At 35.3% G+C, this 25,899-nt stretch carries 23 protein-coding genes; 17 read left to right on the top strand and 6 right to left on the bottom strand.

The window, feature by feature from the left end:
• Nucleotides 1-15: 15 nt before the first annotated feature.
• The 4 genes from bamJ (QLH32_RS10530) to QLH32_RS10515 all read right to left on the bottom strand — a co-directional run bounded on the left by bamJ (QLH32_RS10530) (nt 16) and on the right by QLH32_RS10515 (nt 4,940).
• The gene (bamJ, locus tag QLH32_RS10530) at nt 16-699 is read right to left on the bottom strand and encodes a BamJ family beta-barrel-assembly machinery protein (RefSeq protein WP_267981870.1); all 684 of its coding nucleotides are present in this window, start codon (nt 697-699) and stop codon (nt 16-18) included.
• Between the two features lie 47 nt (nt 700-746).
• Nucleotides 747-1,454 (bottom strand): BamJ family beta-barrel-assembly machinery protein, encoded by a 708-nt coding sequence (bamJ, locus tag QLH32_RS10525; RefSeq protein WP_283266192.1) that lies wholly within the window; start codon nt 1,452-1,454, stop codon nt 747-749.
• A gap of 184 nt (nt 1,455-1,638) precedes the next feature.
• Complete coding sequence (locus QLH32_RS10520) at nt 1,639-3,762, bottom strand: GNVR domain-containing protein (RefSeq protein WP_283266191.1); 2,124 nt, start codon at nt 3,760-3,762, stop codon at nt 1,639-1,641.
• An 83-nt stretch (nt 3,763-3,845) separates the two neighbouring features.
• Nucleotides 3,846-4,940, bottom strand: a complete 1,095-nt coding sequence (locus QLH32_RS10515; protein ID WP_283266190.1) for a polysaccharide biosynthesis/export family protein — start codon at nt 4,938-4,940, stop codon at nt 3,846-3,848.
• A 495-nt stretch (nt 4,941-5,435) separates the two neighbouring features.
• Between QLH32_RS10515 and rfbB the strand changes: the two genes are divergently transcribed.
• From rfbB to galE, 17 genes are all read left to right on the top strand, one after another.
• Nucleotides 5,436-6,512, top strand: coding sequence for a dTDP-glucose 4,6-dehydratase (gene rfbB, locus QLH32_RS10510; protein ID WP_283266189.1), 1,077 nt, complete (start codon nt 5,436-5,438; stop codon nt 6,510-6,512).
• Between the two features lie 12 nt (nt 6,513-6,524).
• A complete protein-coding gene (rfbD, locus tag QLH32_RS10505) occupies nt 6,525-7,433 on the top strand; it encodes a dTDP-4-dehydrorhamnose reductase (protein WP_283266188.1) in 909 nt (302 codons plus the stop codon).
• On the top strand, nt 7,430-8,317 hold the full coding sequence (rfbA, locus tag QLH32_RS10500) for a glucose-1-phosphate thymidylyltransferase RfbA (RefSeq protein ID WP_283266187.1): 888 nt from the start codon (nt 7,430-7,432) through the stop codon (nt 8,315-8,317). Before rfbD ends, rfbA begins: the two co-directional genes overlap by 4 nt.
• A 42-nt stretch (nt 8,318-8,359) precedes the next feature.
• A complete protein-coding gene (gene rfbC / locus QLH32_RS10495) occupies nt 8,360-8,923 on the top strand; it encodes a dTDP-4-dehydrorhamnose 3,5-epimerase (protein WP_283266186.1) in 564 nt (187 codons plus the stop codon).
• A gap of 60 nt (nt 8,924-8,983) precedes the next feature.
• Entirely contained in the window at nt 8,984-10,267 is a 1,284-nt protein-coding gene (locus QLH32_RS10490; RefSeq protein ID WP_283266185.1) for an oligosaccharide flippase family protein, read from the top strand.
• Nucleotides 10,268-10,421: 154 nt separating this feature from the next.
• Nucleotides 10,422-11,318 carry a glycosyltransferase family 2 protein gene (locus tag QLH32_RS10485; RefSeq protein ID WP_283266184.1) on the top strand — a complete coding sequence of 299 codons (897 nt, stop codon included), beginning with the start codon at nt 10,422-10,424 and terminating at the stop codon, nt 11,316-11,318.
• A gap of 43 nt (nt 11,319-11,361) precedes the next feature.
• Complete coding sequence (locus QLH32_RS10480; RefSeq protein ID WP_283266183.1) at nt 11,362-12,426, top strand: EpsG family protein; 1,065 nt, start codon at nt 11,362-11,364, stop codon at nt 12,424-12,426.
• A 5-nt stretch (nt 12,427-12,431) separates the two neighbouring features.
• Complete coding sequence (locus QLH32_RS10475) at nt 12,432-13,511, top strand: glycosyltransferase family 4 protein (protein WP_283266182.1); 1,080 nt, start codon at nt 12,432-12,434, stop codon at nt 13,509-13,511.
• Nucleotides 13,490-14,290 carry a glycosyltransferase family 2 protein gene (locus QLH32_RS10470; RefSeq protein WP_283266181.1) on the top strand — a complete coding sequence of 267 codons (801 nt, stop codon included), beginning with the start codon at nt 13,490-13,492 and terminating at the stop codon, nt 14,288-14,290. The genes QLH32_RS10475 and QLH32_RS10470 overlap by 22 nt, the downstream gene beginning before the upstream one ends.
• On the top strand, nt 14,287-14,886 hold the full coding sequence (locus QLH32_RS10465; RefSeq protein ID WP_283266180.1) for a DapH/DapD/GlmU-related protein: 600 nt from the start codon (nt 14,287-14,289) through the stop codon (nt 14,884-14,886). The genes QLH32_RS10470 and QLH32_RS10465 overlap by 4 nt, the downstream gene beginning before the upstream one ends.
• Nucleotides 14,883-16,016: an NAD-dependent epimerase/dehydratase family protein gene (locus QLH32_RS10460; protein WP_283266179.1), complete on the top strand. Its 1,134-nt coding sequence runs from the start codon at nt 14,883-14,885 to the stop codon at nt 16,014-16,016. The genes QLH32_RS10465 and QLH32_RS10460 overlap by 4 nt, the downstream gene beginning before the upstream one ends.
• The gene (locus QLH32_RS10455) at nt 16,017-17,045 is read left to right on the top strand and encodes a WaaS/CpsH family glycosyltransferase (protein WP_283266178.1); all 1,029 of its coding nucleotides are present in this window, start codon (nt 16,017-16,019) and stop codon (nt 17,043-17,045) included. It abuts the gene before it with no gap.
• Nucleotides 17,046-17,265: 220 nt separating this feature from the next.
• The gene (locus QLH32_RS10450; protein WP_283266177.1) at nt 17,266-17,880 is read left to right on the top strand and encodes a sugar transferase; all 615 of its coding nucleotides are present in this window, start codon (nt 17,266-17,268) and stop codon (nt 17,878-17,880) included.
• A 12-nt stretch (nt 17,881-17,892) separates the two neighbouring features.
• Nucleotides 17,893-18,768, top strand: a complete 876-nt coding sequence (galU, locus tag QLH32_RS10445; RefSeq protein ID WP_283266176.1) for a UTP--glucose-1-phosphate uridylyltransferase GalU — start codon at nt 17,893-17,895, stop codon at nt 18,766-18,768.
• Nucleotides 18,769-18,784: 16 nt separating this feature from the next.
• Nucleotides 18,785-20,044, top strand: coding sequence for a nucleotide sugar dehydrogenase (locus QLH32_RS10440; RefSeq protein ID WP_283266175.1), 1,260 nt, complete (start codon nt 18,785-18,787; stop codon nt 20,042-20,044).
• 2 nt (nt 20,045-20,046) lie between these two features.
• Nucleotides 20,047-21,720, top strand: coding sequence for a glucose-6-phosphate isomerase (pgi, locus tag QLH32_RS10435; RefSeq protein ID WP_283266174.1), 1,674 nt, complete (start codon nt 20,047-20,049; stop codon nt 21,718-21,720).
• Nucleotides 21,713-22,732 carry a UDP-glucose 4-epimerase GalE gene (gene galE / locus QLH32_RS10430; RefSeq protein ID WP_283266173.1) on the top strand — a complete coding sequence of 340 codons (1,020 nt, stop codon included), beginning with the start codon at nt 21,713-21,715 and terminating at the stop codon, nt 22,730-22,732. The genes pgi and galE overlap by 8 nt, the downstream gene beginning before the upstream one ends.
• A gap of 90 nt (nt 22,733-22,822) precedes the next feature.
• Here the strand turns inward: galE and QLH32_RS10425 are convergent, their stop codons facing one another.
• Nucleotides 22,823-24,193, bottom strand: a complete 1,371-nt coding sequence (locus QLH32_RS10425; RefSeq protein ID WP_283266172.1) for a phosphohexomutase domain-containing protein — start codon at nt 24,191-24,193, stop codon at nt 22,823-22,825.
• A gap of 249 nt (nt 24,194-24,442) precedes the next feature.
• Nucleotides 24,443-25,648, bottom strand: coding sequence for an amino acid aminotransferase (locus QLH32_RS10420; protein WP_283266171.1), 1,206 nt, complete (start codon nt 25,646-25,648; stop codon nt 24,443-24,445).
• Nucleotides 25,649-25,899 lie beyond the last annotated feature (251 nt).

Genomic DNA, 25,899 nt, shown 5'->3' with positions numbered 1-25,899 from the left:
TGGAGGGTTTTTTTACTATTTAACTTCAAGTAATTCAATATCAAAAATCAGGGTACTGTTGGGGCCGATTGCATCACCTGCACCAACATCTCCATAGGCCAAATTGGCTGGAATAAAGAAACGGCTTTTACCACCCTCTTTCATGGTTTGCACACCCTCAGTCCAACCAGCAATCACTTGGTTCAGTTTAAACTCAATTGGATGGTTGCGGGCAATTGAGCTGTCAAACACAGTGCCATCCAGTAAACGACCTTCGTAGTTTACTTTAACTGTAGAGGTTGCCTTTGGAGATTTCCCTTTGCCTTCCTGCAAAATCTGGTACTGCAAGCCTGACTTGGTGGTTACGATGCCTGTCTTTTGACCATTTTCAGCGAGGAATGTTTTACCAGCAAGTTCATTTTTCTGGCCAACTTCCTGAAACTCAATCAGCTGTTTCGCCTCTAAACGTTTTTTATATTGGTTGAGTACCTTTGCCATGTCTTCATCAGTCAAAGACGCGGCTTTTCCTTGAACAGCTTCCTGTAATCCCTGAACAAAAGTTTCAATATTCAGATCTTTTAGGGTTTCGGCGTTGCCTTTGCCCATTAAGTAACCGTAACTATAGCCCAGTTGATCTTTTTGTGGGCTTTTTAGCGTAATTGGTGCAGCGTGGACTGTACCAAAAGTTGAAGCTATTAAAATAAGGCTTAATTTTTTCATTATTTCTTCCAAAATAAAGGAGAGCACATGCTCTCCCTATTAATCAGTTATTTTACAGCAATGAGTTCTACATCAAAGATTAAGGTACTATTTGGTGGAATAGAACCAGGTACACCCTGAGCACCGTAACCCAGGTTTGCTGGAATATAGAGTGTGGCTTTACCACCCTCTTTCATAAGCTGTAGACCCTCGGTCCAGCCTGGAATGACTTGATTCAATGGGAATTCAATGGGCTCACCACGGCCATAGGAGCTGTCAAAGACCTTGCCATCAGTGAGCTGTCCCTTATAGTGAACTTTTACAACAGAAGTAGCGGTAGGCTGTTTGCCTGTACCTTCAGTAATGATTTTATACTGCAAACCTGAAGCAGTGGTTTTAACGCCGTCTTTTTTAGCATTTTCAGTGAGGAATGAATTACTTGTTGCCTCTGCTTTCTTGGTCTCGTTCAATTGCTTTTGTTGTAATTCTTTTTGGAATTCCATATACGCGGCTTGTAATTCCTCTTCAGTATAGGCAGCAGGCTTTTGTGCATGTGCATCACGGAAACCTGTAATAAATGCACCTGTTTCCAATTCAGGTGGAGTCTGCTTTGCAACTTCATAACCTAGCGCATAACTGATTTTTGCAACAGGTGCCGCATTTTTATCTGCTTTTGTGCCTAGCTCAGTCGCTGGGTGTTGAGTTGCATAATAAATTGGAACAAGGGCTGCACCAGCTAAAACAACTGCAACCACAACAGGTAAAGCTTTACTCATTGAACTATCCAGAATGAAATCTTCATAAAAACCTGGCAATGATCTTACCATGCTTGCGTAGTCGCTAGAATAATGAACAGTAAAAATGCAGGCTTTTTATATGAGGATTTTGTGTTTTGCTCAAATAAAAAAACAGGAAGCTGGTAGGTTCTTCCTGTTTTGTAAGCATAATCAGCAAATAGGGTTAATTTGGCTGATATTGATACTGCTTGGTTTGATAGGCGGGTACCTGATCCAGAATCAGACCATCAATCTCGAGCCCTGCATTTTCAAAATAAGATTTTGCCAACTCAATATCTTTGAGTTGGGTTTGAGCATATTGCACTAAACACAGGTTAAAGCCTGTAAACTGAGCAAGGGTCAAACTATCCGATGTCGCCAAAACAGGGGCGGCACTTAAAAGGATGTAATCATATTGAGCTCGGACCTGCTGGATCAGTTGGGCAATATGCGTTTGATGAGAGGATATGGAAATCTCATCACTGCTTTGACCACGACCAATCAAGCTTAAATTCGGAGATGTCGTATTTACGATAACCTGATCCAGATTGGCTTGGCCTCTTAAATATTCGGATAAACCAGTCTTTGTAGAACTATTGAAAAGTTGATCGAGTTGACCACGATAAAGATCACTATCGATGAGCAATACCTTTTTCCCTGTTTGGCTGAGATAAAGTGCCAAGTGTTGAGCAATAATATTCTGGTTCTGATCAGGAACAATGCTGGAGATAAGTGTCACATTATGCTGTCTTTGCTGTAATTTGAAAGTCAGGGTTGGAATAAACGTTTTAAGTGACTGTAATGACGCATTACTTTTTTTGCTGATTTCTGATAACTCGGCGTAGGTTTTCACCCCTACAGTTTGTTCAATCTCGTCTCGGTTGCGTACACCAGTTTTTAACATATTACGAATTAAGGCAATTAATATACCGATAAAGCCACCAACAAAAATAGACAGAACTAAAATAATGAGTTTACGTGGTTTAATTGGTCTGGTCGGCTCTACAGGATAATCCAGAATACGTAAATTGCCTGTTTCACCTGCTTTGGCCAAATTTAAAGATTGGTAGGTTCCCAATAAATTTGTATAAAGTTGGGTTTGAACCTGTACATCGCGATAATATTGCAGATATTGGCTTTGAGTGTTGGGTAGTTTCTTTAAGGCACCATTCAACTCATTAATCTTCTTATTAAACACGCCAATTTGTGCATTAATTTCCTGCATCATTGGATGTTGTGGCGTATATTGTGCCGCTAGCTCAGCCTGTTTCTGCTCCAGCTGTACTTTTTGGGTTTCCAGTTCAACACTCTGTTTTAAATAAAGCGCTGATTCCTGCTGAATATCAATGGTCCCGTGGGTTTCACGGAACGCATTGAATTTTCTTTCAGCCTGTTCCAAATTGTTCTTAAGTTCTGGTAATTGCTGATTTAAAAAAGACAAAGTTTTTTCTTTTTCAGCGGATTTAGTTGCCAGATTTTGTTCCTGATAAATTTCCAGGATATGATTGAGCACTTTTATAATATGGGCTTTATCTGTACCCTCATAATTGATGCTAATAATTCCTGTTTGTTTGGCAAGTTCCGCCGCTTTTAAATTGAGTAATATGCTTTTGACTGCTGTAAGTGTAGATTGTTTTTGAACAATATATTTTCCGTCGAGTGGCTGTTGACTGCTAATGTCGATTGCCCATGCGGTTTGGAGAGTGGCAGGTTTCGCTTTTTGATTAACCGTACCTTTAAATACTTCTAGTCCTGTCTTTTCTGATACAAGCTTAAAGCTTTGTCCATGAAAAGTTAAAATCAGGTTCTGGTCGAGATATTGTGGTGGAATATTAAAGTGATGGATAGAAAATTGAGTTTTATGATTTTTAACCTGTATTTCATCAGCTTGATAGTTGATTTGGAACTGATCAGCGCTAAGAAATTTGTTGATTAGGGACTGTTCAGGTTGAATTTGAACATCAAGGTTTAAATCCTGAATGGCTTTTGTCAGAATAGAACGAGACTGTAAAATTTCAATCTCTGTCTGGATGGATTGTGCTCCCCCCATACCTCCAAGATTTACTCCAGCCAGACTGCCTAAAGAGGCAAGTTGTGCATTTAATCCAGCTAGCCCATTTTGTTTATTATCAATAATTTGAATTTTAGCATCAACAGAATATGTCTTTTTTGCTACTTTAAGATAGGTCGCTGCACACACGAGGGCGAGCACTGTGCAAAAAACAATAAGTTTCCATTGGGTCAGCAGTGTAAACAATAATTCTCTGAGATCAATTGTATCATCGGTCAGTTGTGTATTTTGATTCATAAGGGAAACAACTATCTTAAATTTTAAAGAAATTACTTGTCGCTTTGTACGGTATTTAAACTATTCAATAGACCAATCTATGTCTATTTACCTAATTGGTCAAAGCTATAAAGTGCATTCGAGAATGGTATAATCTGATTAATCATACGTTGCCAACGAGTCAGGCCAGTTGCATCAATATAGACAATATCATTTTTTTGCATGGCAAACTGATTGGCCAAAGCTAGATTGCCTAAACTACTAAGGTTGAGTTGATAAATGGTTGAATGACGATCATTTAGATTAGTACGCATCACATAAATACGTGCCGCGCTTGCTGTATAAGGATTAATGCCTTCACTTTCACCGAGTACATCACTTAAGGTCATCCCTTGATCACGTAAAGCAAGCGCCTGATTTTTACTGGATTCACCAAGAATATAAATTTTTTGATTTTGTTTGGTATTTACGAAAACAGTATCGTTGGGCTGGATCAACAATTTATGGGGTGACAAGCCACTTTTCTCCAAAGCAACCAGATTCAGATCATAGGTGACTCCTCTGCGAATCAACTGTACAGACGTATTGTCACCAGTTTCAGGGCTAATGCCTCCCGCCATACTTAAAGCCGTATACAAACTAACAGGTTGATCATTAAGTGTATATTGCCCACTCCTCATGACTTGACCGTTTACAAAGTAGCGGTTTCCCTCATAGGACAAGATACGGACAATGACATCTGGTGTCTTTAAATATTTGGCAAACTGGCTACGCAAATAGCGGTTGGTTTCTGCTAAGGTCTTACCTGCAATATGGACTTGACCTATTAGTGGGAGTTGTATATTGCCATTACTATCAATCGGGTATCCAATGCCTTTTGTATTGTTTCCATCCTGGAGAGGAGGCGTTATTTCTGGATAAGCCCATAACTGGATAGACAGGACATCTCCCGAACTTAAGCGATATTGATGGTGTAGGGTATTAAATAAACGATCTAAATTATTTGCAGTCTGTGAAAATTGTAAATTTAATGAGGGCATGTTTTCCTGGGAAAGAGGAATAACAGTAATTTCTGCACCTTGTTCAGTACGAAAACTTCCTTCTGCAGGTAAATCATGTGTTTGAAGCCCTGAAGTGATTGCACAGCTTGCAGCACTGATACTTATTGTAAGAATAGAAAAAAGTTGGTAATACTTCACAAAAAAACCTTATTCAGTGGTATTGAAACTCAATCTTCCGCCATACTTTTTCTGATACTGTAATCAGTCAAGAAAGTAGATAGGAAGCTAAATAGCACTGATTTTATCCTAAAAACCAAGAAAAAACATAACTTCTTTTTAGGCTATATATTTTATAACGATAGGTTAGATTGTGTAAAAAATAGTTTAAAACTTTTAAATGACATCTAAGTCTTTAGAAATAAAAACATACTAACAAATTGATGGTTTTTGTTATATTATGCCGCATCGTGATCTCCCAATTCGCTGAAAAATTGAATATCTAAAAGCTTATTGAATATTTTAAGCCAGGTCATAAAGTAATGATGAAATGTATTCATTGTTAATTAGATTTGTCTTTATTTTCAATAAGCTATAAAACTTTAACTAAGCCTCTGCCGCTTTATTGGTTTTTAAGTTCAATAAGTATGTATTGGAGTAAGCAAAATGGTTGATTGAATAAGTGTGTGGTAAAATATGAAAATATTATTAACAGGTGGCGCTGGATTTATTGGGTCTGCTGTGGTTCGCCACATTATACAGAAAACAAATGATGTCGTTTTGAATATAGATAAACTCACTTATGCGGGTAACTTGGAGTCATTAAAAGAAATTAATAGAGATTCTCGTTATCAATTTCAACAGATTGACATTTGTGATGATTTAAAATTAGAACAAGCTTTTGAGCAATTTCAACCAGATGTCGTGATGCATCTAGCTGCTGAATCTCATGTTGATCGCTCTATTGATGGTCCTGCTACATTTATTCAAACCAATATTGTGGGAACATATACTTTATTGGAAGTGGCACGTAAATATTGGCAAAGTTTAGATGATAGTAGAAAGACTGGATTCCGTTTTCACCATATTTCTACGGATGAAGTCTATGGTGATTTGGATGGAACAACTGATTTATTTACCGAGACAACACCCTACGCACCAAGTTCACCTTATTCAGCAAGTAAGGCGAGTTCAGATCATCTAGTACGTGCCTGGCATAGAACCTATGGTTTACCTACGATTGTGACCAACTGTTCAAATAATTATGGTCCTTACCACTTCCCTGAAAAGTTGATTCCTTTAGTGATCCTAAATGCTTTGGATGGTAAAGCTTTACCCATTTATGGTAAAGGTGATCAAATTCGTGACTGGTTATTTGTCGAAGATCATGCCCGAGCATTATATTTGGTCGTCACGCAAGGTATGGTTGGTGAAACCTATAATATTGGTGGGCATAATGAAAAGCAGAATATTGAGGTGGTCAAAACCATTTGTAAGATTCTGGATGAGTTGAGACCACAAGCGAATGCCCAGCCTTATGAAAGTTTAATTACTTTTGTGAAAGATCGTCCAGGCCATGATCTACGTTATGCGATTGATGCTGCGAAAATAGAAAGAGAACTTGGCTGGAAACCTCAGGAAACGTTTGAAACAGGTATCCGTAAAACGGTTGAATGGTATTTAAACAATCAAGAATGGGTGCAACATGTTCAAAGTGGTGAGTATCAAAATTGGATGAAACAACAGTATCAGACTATAGAAGAAACCAATTAAGTTATTAATGTTATGAAAATATTATTGCTAGGAAAAAACGGCCAGGTTGGGTGGGAGTTGCAGCGAGCGCTTCAGCCGCTTGGCGAAGTGATTGCTTTAGATCGCCAACAGAGTTTAGAGGGGTTGAGTGGCAATGTTTCAAACTTCGCGGCAATTTCACATGTTTTTGAACAAGTTCGACCGAATATTGTAGTGAATGCAACTGCCTATACTGCTGTGGATAAGGCAGAATCTGATTTAGACCAAGCATATTTAATTAATTGTTTAGCGGTTAAACACTTGGCAGAAGAGTGTCAAAAATATCAGGCGCTTTTAATACATTATTCCACTGACTATGTATTTGATGGTAATGGTATAAATACATGGAAAGAAGATGATCATACATCTCCTGTTAATTTTTATGGCAAAACCAAGCGTGATGGTGAGATTGCTTTAGAGCAAAGTGGTACAGCATTTGTTAATTTTAGGACATGTTGGGTTTATGCTTCACGTGGTAACAATTTTATTAAAACAATGCTTAAGCTTGGTCAAATTAAAGATGAATTAAATATTATTCATGACCAAGTTGGCGTGCCAACAGGGGCTGCCTTAATTGCGGATGTAACGGCTCAAGCTATTCGTTATTATTTATTGCAATCTCCTGAGCAAAAGAAACAATTGCATGGGCATTATCATTTAGCTCCAGCGGGTGAAACGAATTGGTATGATTATGCCCAGTTTATTTTTACTACAGCAACGGAACATGGTTATGAACTTACATTAAAAAAAGTTCATCCTATAGAAACAAAAGATTATCCAACGCCAGCAAAAAGACCTTTGAATTCGAGGTTGAATACGGATAAGTTGCAACAAAATTTTGAAATACATTTACCAAGTTGGCAGCATGGTGTAACACAAGTATTAAAGGAGCTGTTTTCATGAACCCAAAACAACAACGTAAAGGTATAATTCTTGCTGGTGGTTCAGGGACTCGTTTATATCCCATCACAATGGGTACATCAAAACAGTTACTCCCAATTTATGATAAACCAATGATTTATTATCCGCTTTCAGTCTTAATGTTAGCTGGTATTAATGAGATATTAATTATATCGACCCCAGAAGATCTGCCAAACTATGAAAAAATGTTAGGTACAGGCGAAGAGATCGGTTTAAAACTTTCATATAAGGTTCAGCCATCGCCTGATGGGCTGGCTCAGGCATTTATTATCGGTGAAGAGTTTATTGGTGATGATGATGTCTGTTTGATTCTGGGTGATAATATTTTTTATGGTCAACACTTTAGTGAACAGTTATTACGTGCAGCAGCAAGAGAAAGTGGAGCGACTGTATTTGGTTATTATGTAAATGATCCAGAACGTTTTGGTGTGGTGGATTTTAATGCTTCAGGTAAGGCATTAAGTATTGAAGAGAAGCCTGAGCAGCCAAAATCAAATTATGCAGTTACAGGACTTTATTTTTACGATAATAAAGTTGTTGAAATTTCTAAAAATATTAAGCCATCGCATCGCGGAGAGCTGGAAATTACTGATGTAAATAATATTTATTTACAACAGCAAGAGCTAAATGTTGAATTGTTGGGACGTGGTTTTGCCTGGTTGGATACAGGTACGCATGATTCTTTGTTGGAAGCGAGTCAGTTTGTTCAGACGATTGAGCATCGCCAAGGGTTGAAAGTTGCGTGTTTAGAAGAAATTGCATTTTACAATGGCTGGATCAATAAAGAGCAGTTATTGATTAGAGCTAATTTCTTCAAGAAAACAGGTTATGGTCAATATTTATTGAAATTATATCAGGAACAGTAAATCTCTATTAAAGTGTAAATATAAACTATTTGAGTGAAATGAATGAATATTATTGAAACAAAAATTAAAGGCCTACTCATCCTTGAACCTCGTGTATTTGGAGATGAGCGTGGTTGGTTTATGGAGAGTTTTAACCAAAAAAACTTTGAGCAGGCTCTGGTTGAGCGTGGTCTTGAAGTTCCACATTTTGTTCAGGATAATCATTCTTATTCACAAAAAGGTGTATTAAGAGGATTGCATTATCAACTAAATCCATATGCCCAAGGTAAACTTGTTCGCGTTGTTCAAGGACGGGCCTGGGATGTGGCAGTCGATATTCGACAAGAATCACCAACATTTGGACAATGGGTAGGTGTGGAATTAACAGGTGAAAATCATAAGCAATTCTGGATTCCAGCTGGGTTTGCTCATGGGTTTATTGCACTTGAAGATAATACTCAGTTTTTATATAAAACAACAAATTACTATCATAAGGAAAGTGAGGGAGCGATTATTTGGAATGACCCTCGTATCGGAATTGAATGGCCAATAGATGAGATGGATGAGGTTTTGGTTAGTACTAAGGATCAAATAGCTTCTAAACTTGAAGATTCAAAATTATTTTAATAGGGCTCTTTATAGAAATGGGAGTAAATTCTTGAATTAACAAGTTGGTATTTATGAGTTATGAAAATAAGTAGCGCGCAAAAGGATACTTTATACCTTTTTGTATTGCAAGGTATGAATTATGCGATACCAATATTATTAATGCCATATCTAATGATTAAGCTAGGGGTTAAGTCATATGGATTAATTGGTTTTTCGACAGCTATAATTCAGTTTTTGATATTGTTTGTGGATTTTGGTTTTAATATGAGTGCAACAAAAAGAGTTGCAGTTCATAAAGACAATAAGTTGGTTTTGAGTCGTATATTTTATTCTACTATTTTTGCTAAAACTATTTTGTTGATTGTTAGTATTTTTATTTTTATTTTTATAATAAATATTTCAAAGTTTGATGAATATAAAATTGCTCTATTATGTTCTTTACCAATGCTTTTAGGTAATACTTATACTTTCACATGGTTTTATCAGGGAATAGGGAATATTAGGTTTTTATCAATTTTGAGTATGTTTTGTCGTATTTTAATTTTACCAACGATTTTTTATTTTGTACAAACCTCTCAAGACTATGTTAAAGCTATATTTATAAATTCTTTTGTGTACATGGTTATTGCATTTATATCAATTTTTTGGATTTTCAAAAATAAGATGATTGATAAGGCGAAAATATCACTAGAAAGTATAAAATTTGAAATAAAGGAAAGTTTTCCATTTTTTCTATCTACTGCTTCAATTTCCATTTATACCCAACTATTTGTTGTTATATTGGGTTTGTTTGCAACGCCTGCGATTGTTGGTATCTATACCGCGGCCGATAAGATTATTCGTGCAATAAGCTTACTATTTTATACCCCTATCAATCAGGTATATTATCCAAAGATTGCTAATATTTCATCTCAAGACCAAGAAAAAGCTCTAAGTTTATTAAGAAATGTATTTAAATTTAGTATAGCCTTGATGACATTTTTATCTCTTATTATATTTATTTTTTCATCATTTATTGAGAAAAAAATTGGTGTTGAGTATGAGGGCTTAAGTAATTTATTAAAAATATTATCTCCTGTGCCGATTGCTGTTGCCATAGGTGGGATAGCAGGTCAGTTGGGGTTAATTGCATATATTGATAATAGTAAAACAAAACAAATTTTTCAGAATATATATATAGTAGCAGGGATATTTGCTATATGTCTGGTATCTTTTTTAGCATATTTTTTTCAAGCGCAGGGAACAAGTATAGCTGTATTGTTGACAGAAAGTTTAGTCGCAATATTGATGGTCTATTACTTTAATAAATATTTGCGAGATAATAACAGTAGTAAAAATATTTTTTCTAGAATAGAAGACTAAAATATATTAAAATTAGGAAAGAAGAGAAAGATGAAATTTTTTCATTACTTGCTTAGATATAGTTATTTCAATGAAGAATGTAAAGGCCTGTCTTGTTAGCTTACTTCAAGATTTTATATTTTTTAATTATCTATAAATTGTTGAGGTTTTAGAAATGACAATAGATGTATCAATTATTATTGTAAATTACAATACATATGATCTGGTTCTACAGTGTATAGAGTCTGTCCTTAAGCATACAAAAAATATAACTTTTGAAATTATTGTAGTAGATAATAATTCTCCAAATCGAAATATTGAGCAACTTAACCTAATTTATCCACAAGTTACATTGGTTTTGAATGAAAATAATAGTGGATTTGGGATTGCTAATAATATTGGAAATAAAGTTGCTAAAGGTCAATTTATTTTTTTATTAAATTCAGATACTATTGTTATAGATAATTCGATTTATGTTTTATATAAATTTATGGTTGAGAATAAAAATGCTGGGGCATGTGGTGGAAACTTATGTGATATAGATTTGGAGCCTGCTACATCTTTTACTAGATTTATGCCATCATTGTTATCTGATATTGATTATTTGTTTTTTAATATATTGTCAAAATTAATATATGGAAATAATATTAACTATTGTTATGATAAATTACCAATTAAGATAAATGGTAATATTTCTGGGGCTGACTTAATGATTTCAAAAAAGCTTTTTGATGAATTGGGTGGCTTTGATGAAAATTTCTTTATGTATTATGAGGAAACCGATTTATTATTTAGAGTAAGGCAGAAGAATTACGAAACATTTATTGTGCCAAAAAGTAAAATTATTCATCTTGAGGGTGCTTCAGAGGCAGTTAAAGAAATTAAGTTAGATTGGACTTATGAGAGTAAGAAGAAGTATTATTTAAAAAATAAAACAAAAATTGGACTTATTGTATCTGATTTTATTTTTTACTTGACGATTTTGCAAAGATTGTTTGTTTTTAAATTGATTGGTAAAAAAGAGAAATTTAATTATTGGCTGATTTTTTATCATTGGTTTAGACGAAAATGAATTTTAGTTTAATATTTTTATTAATTATTTTGGGAAATTTATAATGCTATATTTTTTAATAGCAGCTATAATGCTGGTTTTTTCTATAATGTTGGATAAATTTCGTAATAATAATTTAAAAATATTGGTTTATATTATTTTAATTTTTATCTTAGTTTCTTTTACAGGATTGAGAGGAGATATTGATCCTGATTACTCCAATTATATAGATATATTTAATGGTGCTAGAAATAATATTAATTTGGGTGTTGAACCAGCTTTTTTTTATTTTAACAAGATCATAGCTTGTTTGAATTTAGATTTTCAATGGGTCATATTTTTAATAGCGTTGTTTTCAATTACGCTGAAAATAAATTTTTTCCTAAATAACTCTAAGAATTTTGCATTTTCAATATTAATATATTATTGTTCGATGTTTTTCTTATATGACTTTATTGCCATAAGGCAAGCTTTGGCAATGGCATTTTTTATGACTTCATTACCTTACTTGATGGAGAGAAAGTTTATACCTTATTGTTTTTTTATAATATTTGCATCATTATTTCATTTGTCTGCTTTGGTTTTATTGCCATTATATTTTTTTATTTATTATTCATGTAGAAAAATATTTTTATATTTTATTTTAAGTCTTGCTACTTTAGTTTCTGTTTTAAAAATTGATATTCAATTAGTAAGCTTGGTGTTAGGATATCTTTCTCTTCCAGGATTTGCATTAAACAAATTAGATATTTATGTACAAGAAGATGTTTTTGCTGCCTTGTCTTTTAGGCAGTTACTATTAGGCTTTATTTTTGTTTTATTTTCTTCCAGACAAGATGATAAAATAATTAAAATCTTCCTCAATATTTATATATTAGGGATAATTGTTGGTACTTTATTTAATGAAATTCCTCAGTTATCTTTTAGATTGAAAGCTTATTTTTTGTGGACAGAATCTATTCTGGTCGTTTACTATATTTGTAAAACATTTAAGAATAATGATCTGTTGAGATTTTTTGTTTACCTAATTTTAGCTGGACTATATATGTTGTCATTATATAGTTATTTGGGAGCTCTATCTGAACGACAAGGTAACTATATCTATCCTTATAAAGTATTCTTTGAGTAATATTGATGAAAATTTTATTTTATTTTACAAGTATGACTCCAGCTGGTGGGATTGAAAGAGTGATTAGCACCCTAGCCAATCATTTTAGTGATTTTCTTGAAGTTACAATTTTAGTTAAAGATCAAGCATATAGTCATTATCCACTTTCAGAAAAAATTAAGTTAATTTCTTTGGATTCAGAGCTTAAGCTTAATATGGGTAGCAGAACTAAAAGAATTGGTCAGGTGAGTATAAATCTAGTCCAAAGTGTTGCTAAATTAAAGCATCATTTGACTTTAAATAAATATGATCTCTACTATCTAGCTCATCCATTAAATGTTTTAGAATTTTTTTTAGCACATGGGATTAATAAAAATGTGATTATTTCTGAGCATGGAGGGATAAATGCATATAACTTAATTTACAAGCAAATAAAAAAATGGTTATATCATAAAGCTCGTGTTTATATTGTTCCTACACGTAGTGATGCAAAAGTATACGCGGATTTGAACTTTCCAGTTAAATATATCCCACACTTTAAATCATCTCTAAATTATGAATGTAGCGACTTATCAAAAAAAGTAGTTTTATCCATTGGACGAATGACAGAAGCAAAACGTCAATGGATTATGATTGATTTATGGCATAAAATTATATACGAGGATAATATAAAGAATTGGGAATTACATTTAGTTGGAGATGGAAACTTAAAAAAACAGTTTGAGGGCAAAATAGTTGCTCTTGAGTTACAAGATTATGTAAAAATACTACCACCAATTAAAAATGTTGATAAATACTATAAGGCTTCATCTATTTTTATGCTAACCTCTCACTCTGAAGGGTTTGGTATGGTTCTATTGGAAGCAATATCATTTGGTTTGCCTTGTATTTCTTATGATTGTCCTTCTGGTCCGAGAGATATAATTGAAAATGAGGTAAATGGGTACCTAGTACCTATGGATGATTTTGATCATCTAAGAGATGCTACTCTGAGTTTGCTCACTGATCCTGAGAAATTAAATAAGTTTGCAACTGGTGCTTATAACACTAGTTTAAAGTGGAATGATGAGGTTGTACTAAATAAATGGAAAGAAATTCTCTTTTAATTTCTGTTATTGTACCAATGTATAATGCTTCAGATACAATAATAAGGGTTTTAGATTCAATAAGAAATCAAACTCTAAAATGCAAATATGAAGTAATTGTGGTTAACGATGGTTCTAAGGATAATAGTAGGGCTCTCGTTGAGGATTATATTAATAAAAATAAAGAACTAAATGTTATTTTGCTAAATCAGCTGAATGGTGGAGTATCGAAAGCTAGAAATACAGGAATGCGTGCTGCAAATGGAGAGCTTTTAGCTTTTCTTGATTCTGATGATGAATGGTTTCATGACAAAATAGAAAAACAGGTTGGACTTTTAAAAGCTAGACCTGAAATAGATTTTCTGGGATGCGCTTTTGATGGCTTATACTTAAATAGGTTACCAGATGGGTATTTATTGAAAATCTCAATTAACCATTTGATTTATAAAAATTATTTTCAACCCTCAACCGTGATGCTAAAAAGAAATGTTTTAGATGAGATTGGTTATTTTGATGAAAATCAAAAGTATGCAGAAGAAGGGAATTATTTTATTCGAGTAGCCAGCAAATTCAATTGCTATTTTTGGAATATGAAAGTAATTAACTATGGTGATGGAAAGTCTGGTTTTGGTGTTAGTGGTTTAAGTGCGAATTTAAAAGAAATGCATCGTGGTGTTATTAAAAATCTTAAATTTGCACAAAATAAGCACTTAATTTCATTAAGTCAATATATTGTTGCAAGAGCTGTTGCTGAATTAAAATATCTAAGGCGTAAGATAATAGTTAGGTTGAATAAATGATTTCAGTTTATGGTATAGGGGGCTCAATAAAATTATTTTGGTTTTTTCTCAAAACTAAAATTTTTTATCCTCAAGCTAGACTTATCCGTTTTCCAATTGACATTAGAAATAAGCATAATATTGATTTTGGTAAAAACCTTACGACTGGTTTTGGGTGTAGATTAGAGTGTTTTCCATTAACCTCTACCAAGTCGAAGCTATTGAAAATTGGTTCTAATGTTCAGCTTAATGATTATGTTCACATTACGGCATCAACTTCTGTAGAAATTGGGGATAATGTATTAATGGCGAGCAAAATTTATATTTCTGATTGCTCTCATGGTAGCTATGCTGGGGATATACATGACAGTTCCCCTATAACTTTACCTATTGATCGACCATTAAGCAGTAAACCTGTAAAAATTGAAGAAAACGTTTGGCTAGGTGAGTTCGTATCCGTTTTACCTGGAGTTACTATTGGACGAGGTACTATTGTTGGTGCTAATTCTGTGGTTTCCAAGAGTTTGCCTCCATTTGTGATCGCAGTTGGAACTCCTGCCAAGCCAATAAAATGTTATAATTTCGATAGTCAGAGATGGGAGAAAATCTGCGAATGAAGAACGTACTAATTACTGGTGGAGCTGGCTTTATCGGTTCTAACTTGGCCTTAAAACTCATTTTTAAAGGTTATAGTGTTACGGTCTTGGATAATTTGTCTCCGCAAATTCATGGTGATAATCCAGAAGAGACATCACCATTATTTTTGAGTATTAAAGATAAGGTTAATTTCATTCGAGGGTCTGTAACCAATATAGCTGATTGGACCACGGCATTGAAAGATCAAGATGCGATAATTCATTTAGCAGCTGAAACTGGTACAGGACAATCTATGTATGAAATACAAAAATATGTAGAAGTAAATATAAATGGCACTGCCTTAATGCTTGACTTACTTGTAAATTCTTTACACACGGTCAAGAAAGTTATCGTTGCTTCTTCGCGTTCTATATATGGGGAAGGTAAGTATGTCAGTGAAGAACTGGGGGTGGTTTACCCAACACATAGATATGCTGAGTCAATGGATAGAGCTGATTTCGAAGTTAAATATCCAGGTTCTTCTACCTTAACATTGGTTGCTACAGATGAAGAGTCAAAAATACATCCGTCTTCAGTTTATGGTATCACCAAGCAAAACCAAGAACAAATGGTCTTGACAGTTTGTCCTAGTATTGGTGTTGCAGGTGTGGCTTTTCGATATCAAAATGTTTATGGTCCAGGTCAATCTTTAAAAAATCCATATACAGGTATTTTATCTATTTTTTCAACACAAATAAAAAATGGCAATAACATTAATATATTTGAAGATGGCTTGGAAAGTCGGGATTTTGTATATATTGATGATGTTGTTGAGGCAACGATTTTAGGACTTGAATCAGATACAGCAAACAATCAAGTATTTAACGTGGGAACTGGAGTAGCTACGAATGTCCTTGCCGTTGCAAATGGGTTGGTAAAAAACTATGGTATTAACGTTGAGATCAATATATCAGGCAACTATCGTCTAGGAGACATACGTCATAATTATGCTGATTTGACTAAAATTAAAAATTTATTAGGATTTACTCCAAAAATATCTTTTGAAGAGGGATTGAAAGAGTTTACGAAATGGGTCAACACTCAAGAGATCCAAGTAGACAATTATCAAAAATCAATTGATGAGATGAAATCTAAAGGTTTGTATAAGTAAATGAAAGAACTTGAGCATCTAAAGGGAAAAAAAATATTATTTTTTTGTGTACAAACTTTTGATTTGGAAAAAGGTATTGTTCAGCAATTAGAAAAACATGGTGCTCAGGTCACTTATTTCGATGAAAGACCTAAAAATAACAACTTTACTAAGGGAATCATCCGCTTAAAAAGGGATCTTTTAGAAAAGAAGATTCAAAAATATTATGACTCTATTTTGGAACAAATCCAAGCTGAGCGTTTTGATTTTTTATTGGTTAACCGAGGAGAGGTTGTTCCATCTAGCTTTCTTGAGCGTTTTATAAAGTTACAACCTGAATGTATACGGATATTTTATACATGGGATAGTTTTCATAATCATAGTCATGGCTTGGAAATTCTTAAATATTTCCAAAAGAGATTTACTTTTGATCAAAAAGATGCTGAAGAGTATAATATAGGTTTTAGGCCTTTATACTTTACTGATAAATATAAAGATATTTGTTCTAATAATACGGAAATAGATATTGACCTCTTATTTTTAGGAACAGCCCATTCAGATAGATATGTGATTAGCAGCAAAATTGCAGAGTGGTGTGTTTCAAACGACCTGATTTCATTTAACTATTATTATATGCAAGGCAAATTTGTCTACTTTTATAAAAAATTTTTTGATAAAACCTTTTATAAATTTGACTATAAGAAGTTAAGTTTTAAAGGTTTAAATTTGGATCAAATTATTGATTTTTATAAAAAGTCAAATGTAATTCTGGATATTAGTCATCCTGGACAAACAGGTCTAACTATGAGGACTTTCGAAGCATTAGGTGCAGGAAAGAAACTGATTACTACAAACACGAATATTATTGGATATCCTTTTTATAATCCAAATAATATTTTTGTGATTGATCGCAAAAATATTAAATTAGATAAAGAATTCTTTTTAAATGATTATGAGCCTCTTACTCAAAATTTGTATGAAAAATGCTCAATTCATGGTTGGTTGGTAGATATCTTTTTGAGAAATGAAATTGATGACTGGAGCAAGTAATTAGGTTCTTTAAAAGAGGTAATGACTTTCTCAATTTAGGGCCAGTATGATCTAAAAAATTGGAATTTGTGGTAAAATTTTGAGTTTAGATTATGTTGTGGTTAAACAGAGTGATTAAGTAGGATTAACTTAACTTGTGTTAGATGTAATATCGAACTACTGTTTTGTAATGATACTTTTAGCATTTTGTTGCAAGTCATAAAAACTATGTGGGGCTGCTATGATGAAAAGGCTTGTTGATATTGTTGTTGCATCAATTGCAATTCTACTCCTGAGTCCAATTTTTCTATTTGTTGCTTATAAAGTGCGTAAACATTTAGGTTCACCTATCTTTTTTTGTCAGGAACGCCCAGGAAAAGATGGTAAAATTTTTAAGATGATTAAATTTAGATCAATGAAAAATGCATTGGATCAACAAGGTAATTTATTGCCAGATGAGCAACGTATTACTCCATTTGGCCAAAAATTGCGTGCAACGACACTTGATGAAATGCCCCAATTATTCAATGTACTAAAAGGTGACATGAGTATAGTTGGCCCTCGTCCACAAATGCCTGAATTTTTGGAACATTATACTCCTAATCAAATGCGTCGTCATGAAGTTAAACCTGGAATGACAGGGTTAGCACAAGTGAGTGGACGCAATAACTTGTCATGGGAAGAAAAATTTGATTTAGATGTCCAATATGTAGAAAATCGTAATATATTATTAGATTTTAAAATTATGGTTAAAACCGTTGATGTTATGTTGAAGAGGGAAGGGGTTAATGCGCCAGATCAAGCAGTTGGTGCAAGTCGTTTCACTGGTTCACAATCCAATTCTATTGTAAAGTAAAGATTTTAAATTATGATTAAAAAAGCTATTCTACCTGTTGCTGGTTTGGGAACCCGTTTTTTACCTGCTAGTAAGTCGATTCCAAAAGAAATGGTCACTGTTGTAGATCGTCCAGCAATTGAATATGTGGTACGGGAAGCGGTAGAAGCAGGGATTGAACAAATTATTTTGGTGACGCATTCGTCTAAGGCATCAATTGAGAACTATTTTGATCGTAACTTTGAGTTAGAAACAACTTTAGAGCAAAAAAATAAATTTGATTTACTCAAGGAAATTACTGATATTTTACCTAAGCATGTGAGTGTGGTGAGTGTACGCCAACCGCAACCTTTAGGATTAGGTCATGCAGTGTTATGTGCCAAAGATATTGTCGGTAATGAAGCATTTGCGGTGTTACTCCCTGATGTTCTGGTAAAAAATCGATCTAGTGAAAATGACTTATCCCTCATGATCCAGCGTTTTGAACAGTCTCAAGCTGCACAAATTATGGTGGAAGCTGTGCCTGATCATTTAGTCGATCAATATGGTATTGTTAACGTAACCATTTCACCACAAGAGGGTGAAAGTGTTGCGATGCAAGGTATTGTGGAAAAGCCTGCTGTTGGAATTGCCCCCTCAAATTTATCTGTAGTAGGACGTTATATTCTACCTGCTGAGATTATGCCTTTATTGGAAAATACGCCTCGTGGTGCAGGAAATGAAATTCAACTGACAGATGCGATTGCGGCCTTACAGCAAATTGAAACCGTTGAAGCGTATCGTATGAAAGGGCAGACTTTCGACTGTGGTAGTAAAATTGGTTATCTTAAAGCCGTACTGCATTATGGTATTGAACATCCAAAATTAGGTGAAGCGTTTAAGGGTTTAATTCAGGAATTAGCTTTGTAGTTTAAGGTTTATCATTATGAAAATTGCAATATTTGGTAAGACCTTATATGCAGGAGTGATGTCTGCCTTACTATCTGAATCTGGACATTTTGTTTATTGGTGTACCCATTCAAAGATCACTACCGACGCGGTTCAATATTCATTTTATGATGAAAGTGTGAGTCGTTTATTGGATCAGCAAGTAGAAAGTGGTTTCCTGCATTATTGTGATTTTTTTAGTGTGCCTTTAGAGATTGATGCCTATTTCTTTAGTTTTAATCAAACACAGGAAAGCCAAGTTTTTGAGTTGTTGAATAATCTCAAGCAACGTCCAATTATCCATCCAAAATTAATGATTAACGCATCAACCTTTGGTTTGCAACGTACTGAAAAATTTAAACAAATATTGAATGATGATGATTGGGTCTATCTACCTGATATAATTCAAGAGGGAAATGCTTTACAAAGCCTGACACAGGCTAAACAATTGATTGTTGGATGTACCCAGACGGAAGTACAAAAAAAGGTTAAAGAATTATTGAGACCATTTTTCCCTTTGGACCATCATTATTTATTTATGCCAATTCTGGATGCCGAATTTACCAAATTAAGCATTTCTGGTATGTTAGCAACGCGAATCAGTTATATTAATGATCTTGCTGTTGTTGCGGAAAAGTTAGGAATTGATATTTTATCTGTGCGTCAGGGAATGATTGCTGATAATCGGATTGGTTCAGCGTACTTAGCCCCAGGTACTGGTTTTGGAGGAGAAAATTTCTCCCATGATATTTTGACTCTGGCAAATACGGTTGCGAATACAGGGGTTAAAAGTCAATTATTGGCGCAAGTTTGGGAAATCAATGAGCAACAAAAAGAGCTTTTATTTCGTAAGTTATGGAATTATTATCATGGCGATTTGCATGGAAAGACAATCGCAATTTGGGGGGCTTCCTTTAAAGAAAATACTTCTAGTGTTCAGCATTCTCCAATTCACCAAATGTTAGAGGCCTTATGGGCGCAAGGTGTAACCGTACGTTTACATGATCCGCAGGCCTTAGATGAAATTGAAGCAATTTATGGGAAGCGGAATAATCTTGTCTTGTGTCAAGATGTATATGAGGCTGTAGAAAATGTACATGGTTTATGTGTTCTAACGGCATGGAAGCAATATTGGAGTCCAGACTTCAAAGAATTATTAAAATTAATGGCACATCCTTTGCTTCTGGATGGTCGTAATATCTATAATCCACAATATGTAAAATCACAAGGTTTTGCTTATATGGGAGTGGGGCGCTAATTATGTTAAAGAATATCCATCCATTTTTAGTAAAAGACCAAGAGGTTATATTAGAAAATCTAAAGAACTTACAAGAACAAGTGAAAGAGACTCACCTAAACCAATTATTTGCTCTTGATCCTTTGCGTTTTCAGAAGTTTTCAGCTGAATATGATCAAATCGTTTTAGATTTTAGTAAGCATCGAATCAACCAGAAAATATTGGATGAGTTGATCGCATTCGCCCAAACACAAGATTTAGCAAAATGGATTAAAAAGTTATTTTCATCAGAACAAATCAATTATACTGAACAGCGTGCAGTCATGCATTGGGCTTTACGGCGACCAAAAAATAGTCAAAGTTTTGTAGCCACAAACCAACAGGTTCATACCGAACTAGAGCGTATGTATGCATTGGTTGAAAAAATTCATGCGGGGCAATATCGTGGTGCAACTGGTGAAGTGATTAAGGATGTGGTGAATATTGGAGTAGGGGGGTCAGATTTAGGTCCTTTAATGGTGACCCATGCGCTTTGTGACTACAAGGTTGCAACAGCTAAACCACTGGATGTTCACTTTGTTTCAACCATGGATGGCAGTCAGCTCTCTGATTTACTTCATCAATTAAGACCCGAAACAACGCTGTTCATTATCTCGTCCAAGTCTTTTGGTACGATTGATACGCTTTCCAATGCACAAACTGCACGCCAGTGGCTGGAAAAAACATTAAATGCAGATGATACCATACTCAAGCATCATTTTATTGGTGTTTCTACAAAACCAGACAAGATGACTGCGTGGGGCATCGCACCAGAGAATCAATTATTACTATGGGATTGGGTTGGTGGTCGTTATTCGCTTTGGTCATGTATTGGTTTACCAATAGCATTAACCATTGGTATAAATGGATTTAAGCAATTATTAGCAGGCGCTTATGCCATCGATCAGCATTTCCAGACTGCACCATTTCAACAAAACATCCCCGTACTAATGGGGTTATTAGGTGCTTGGAATAATAATTTCCTCAATATTCAAACTCATGCTGTACTTCCCTATGATGGTCGATTGAAATATTTCGCCGCATATTTACAACAGCTTGAGATGGAGTCTAATGGTAAATCCATTCAGCGTAACGGTGAGAAAGTTGATACATCCACCTGTCCGATTGTATGGGGTGAAGTGGGTCCCAATGCACAACATGCCTTTTATCAACTGTTACATCAAGGCACACACTCAGTCAGCTGCGATTTTATTGCCCCCGTAAAACGGTATAATTCAAATCAATTCACTTACGCAAAAAATGCGGATGCATTGGTAGAACAGCACCATTTAGCATTGTCCAATTGCTTGGCACAATCTCGTTTGCTTGCATTTGGCAATCAGGCACTCTCAGCCGATGAGCTGAAAGATTTGCCTAGTTATAAGCAATATGAAGGTAATCAACCGAGCTCAACCATTCTATTAAAAGAGTTGAATCCCTATAGCTTAGGGATGCTGATCGCATTGTATGAACATAAAGTGTTTGTACAATCAGTGTTATGGAATATTAATCCTTTTGACCAATGGGGTGTCGAAAAGGGTAAAGAAATTGCCAATCAACTTTTACCTATTTTAAATGGTGAACAAGGTGATTTATCTGGATTTGATACCTCAACTCAAGGTCTACTTAAAATATTATTAGGAAAAACAGATGGCTAAGATTCTAGTGACAGGTGGCGCTGGCTATATTGGTTCTCATACTTGTGTTGAATTACTGAATGCAGGACACGAAGTCATTGTATTTGATAATTTATCGAATAGTTCTGAAGAGTCATTAAATCGTGTCCAGCAATTAACCAACAAAACTTTGGTTTTTGTACAAGGTGATATTCGCTTTGAAAAGGAACTTGATCAAGTTTTTCAGGAACATAAGATTGATGCGGTAATTCATTTTGCGGGTTTAAAAGCAGTCGGTGAGAGTCAAAAGATTCCATTGACCTATTTTGATCATAATATTGCTGGCAGTATTCAGTTAATGAAGTCGATGGAAAAAGCAGGTGTATTTACACTGGTATTTAGTTCATCGGCAACGGTTTATGGTGAATTAAACCCATCGCCATATCAAGAAGATATGCCATTGAGTTTACCAAATAATAATTATGGCTATACAAAATTGATGATTGAGCAAATGTTACAAAAAATCGCGTTAGCTGAAATGCGGTGGTCGATTGCGTTATTGCGCTATTTTAATCCAGTAGGGGCTCATCAAAGTGGTCAAATTGGGGAGGATCCACAAGGAACACCAAATAATTTGATGCCTTATGTCACTCAGGTTGCTATTGGGCGACGTGAAAAGCTTTCAATTTTTGGAAGTGACTATCCAACTGCGGATGGAACATGTGAACGAGATTTTATCCATGTTGTTGATTTAGCCAAGGCGCATGTTTTAGCAGTAACCAATCGCTTGGATCAGCAGGGATGTCGGGCGTGGAATATTGGAACTGGCATTCCAATTTCAGTTTTACAAATAAAAGAAACCTTTGAAAAAGTAAATAGAATTGTGATTCCGACAGAGTTTGTTCATCGAAGAGTTGGGGATTTAGCAGCCTTTTATGCTGACGCTTCTCGAGCAAAAAATGAACTAGGTTGGCGACCTCAATATACCTTAGAGGATATGTTGGCAGACAGCTGGAATTGGCAAAAGCAAAATCCAAATGGCTATAAGAGTTAGCAAGCCAATTGATATTATTCAACACTGAAAGGTGTGTTTTAAAAAAGCGATTCCTATAATTTACAGGAATCACTTTTTAGCTGATTCAGATTAAGCTTGGATTAAATTGGTTAATTCACCTACATAATGTTGCATTGGTTGTGGATTCTGATCAGCACGACTTTCAATATTTAAACGCAATAAAGGTTCAGTATTCGAGGCGCGTACATTTAAACGCCATGCACCAAAATCAAGGCTAACCCCATCAGTACGATCAACCTGTGGATTTTGGTCAGCATAATGATCAAAAATCTTTTGAACGGTTGCTTGAGTATCAACGACTTTAAAGTTGATTTCACCGCTACATGGAAATTTGGCAATCATATTTTGAACCAATGTTGAAAGTGTTTGATCTGTCTCTGATAATAAAGCAATAGTCAGTAACCATGGAATCATGCCGCTATCACAATAAGCAAAATCACGGAAATAGTGATGTGCACTCATCTCTCCACCGTAAACAGCATTATGTTCACGCATCACATCCTTAATAAAGGCATGACCTGATTTTGACTGTACCGCGATGCCTTGATATTGGTCGACAATATCAAAGGTATTCCAGACAAGACGAGGATCATGTACGATTTTTTCGCCTGATTGCTTGATCAAGAATGCTTGAGCCAATAAACCAACGATGTAATACCCCTCAATAAACTGTCCTTTTTCATCAAACAGGAAGCAACGGTCAAAATCACCATCCCATGCAATCCCCATATCTGCCTTATGCGCAAGTACAGCATCACGGGTACTATCACGGTTTTCGATTAAGATTGGGTTAGGAATCCCATTTGGGAAAGTTCCATCCGCTTCGTGATGAATTTTAATAAACTCAACAGGGATATTTAGTTGTTGGAATTTTTGTTCAATGGCATCAATGACATGACCTGCGGCACCATTTCCTGCATTCACCACAAGTTTAAGTGGCTTAATTTTTTGTGGGTCAATATAAGTGAGTAAATGGTCAATAAACTCAGGCAAGATATTATAGTTTTCAGTTGTGCCTTTTTGTTCAACCTCTGCAAATTCACCTGATTCAGCCAGTGCCTGTATCTCTTTTAAACCTGTATCAGCACTAATGGGACGTGCATTTTCACGCACCAATTTCATACCATTATAATCCATTGGGTTATGGCTCGCCGTGACTTCAATGCCACCCTGAACATCTAAATGAAACGCTGCAAAATAGACTTCTTCTGTGCCTGTCATACCCAAATCTAAAACATTGACACCTGCATCATTTAAACCGCGAATAGTGGCTTGTTTTAAGCCCTCACTACTCAAACGGATATCACAACCAATTACGACCTTTTTAGGTTGATAAATTTGTCCATAGGCACGTCCAATTTTATAGGCAATTTCTTCGTTGAGTTCTGTACCAAGTTTGCCACGAATATCATAGGCTTTAAAGCAGGTGAGTTGAGTCATTTTTTATTTACACAGTGGTTTTAAATGCCTTGCAGTATACAAAGACTTGACTGGCTTGAACAACTATAGATACAGATTTCATCCCTTTTATAACTGCCTTAATTAGATGTATTGATTTCAAGCAATACAAGTGATTTCATTATTATAGGTAATAAAAAATGGTTGTTCCACGTGAAACAACCATTTTCATTAAAAAGTCCCCCTTTGAAAAAGGGGGATGAGGAGCGATTATAGCTCCGCAAGGGGATTCTAAGCAGATTTTGCCAACACTTCCGCCATCGCTTGTGCAACTTTATACACATTATTCATGTTTAAACCCGCAACGCAGATACGACCACTACGCACCAGATAGATTGCATAGTCTTCACGTAAAGTATCCACTTGCTCAGCAGTCAAACCTGTGTAGCTAAACATACCTTTTTGATTGACAAGGTAGCTAAAGTCACGTTCTGGCAATGCTTTAGTCAACTCATCTTTGAGGATGCTACGCATTTTAATAATACGTTCACGCATCTCTTTGACTTCATCCTGCCATTGTTGGTTTAAGTCGGTGTCATTTAAGACCTGATCAACCAGCCATGCACCAGTAGTTGGTGGGCTAGAATAGTTGCGGCGTACGGTTGCCTTTAACTGACCAAATGTGCATTGTGCTGCTTCAGCATCATCACATACAAAGGTTAAGCCGCCCACACGCTCACCATAAAGTGAGAAGATTTTAGAGAATGAGTTGCTGACAATAAAGTTTAAGCTTGCCTGGTCTAAAGCACGGATTGCATAGGCATCTTGCTCCATACCATCACCAAAACCTTGATAGGCGATATCGAGGAATGGAATTAAGTTGCGTTCTTTTAATATCGCGATGACCTGATCCCATTGGGCTGGATTGAGATCTGCACCCGTTGGGTTATGGCAGCAAGGATGTAACAACACAATGCTTTGCTCAGGCAATGTTTTCAGTGTTGACAACATGCCATCAAAGTCAACGCCACGCGTTTTGGCATCAAAATATGGGTAGAAATGACTCTTGATTCCCGCGCCATTGAAAATAGCAACATGGTTATCCCAAGTTGGCTGACTCACCCAGACCTCTGAATTTGGGAAATAGGTTTTTAAGAAGTCCGCACCGACCTTTAATGCACCTGAACCACCCAATGTCTGGATTGTTACAGCACGACCCTGCTGAACTGCTGGACTATTTGCACCAAACAACAACGCCTGAATCGCCTCACGATAAGGTTTGAAACCTTCCATTGGAAGATAGAGCTTGGTTTGGGTATTTTTAGGTGCAATACGTTTTTGCGCTTCGATAATGGTATCTAGCTGTGGAACAATACTGTCTTCGTTATAGTACAAACCGATACTAAGATTAACCTTTTCAGCGCGTGGATCAGTGTTGAACTGCTCCATCAAAGAGAGAATTGGATCGCCTGCATAAGGTGGGATATGTTGAAACATTAACAATGTCCTTTTATTCAACAAGGGGCATGGATGTGTCTTGAGGAGCGTTGCTCCAGATGCCCAATAATGTACCAATAAAGCCAATATGAAGCACGCTGTTATTTGCATTTCTAGTGCAGTATTTACTTACAAATTTTGTGGAGAATGGACTCATGATAAGGATTGTTTACAATCAGGCTGTCATACCATCGTCGTAAGATAGAAAGCCTAAATAATGAAAAAGAGAGATAAGTTAAAATCGAAAACAG

The sequence above is a fragment of the Acinetobacter corruptisaponis genome (assembly GCF_030053775.1).
Taxonomy (GTDB): Bacteria; Pseudomonadota; Gammaproteobacteria; order Pseudomonadales; family Moraxellaceae; genus Acinetobacter; species Acinetobacter corruptisaponis.
This window is presented reverse-complemented; position numbering and strand designations above follow the sequence as displayed.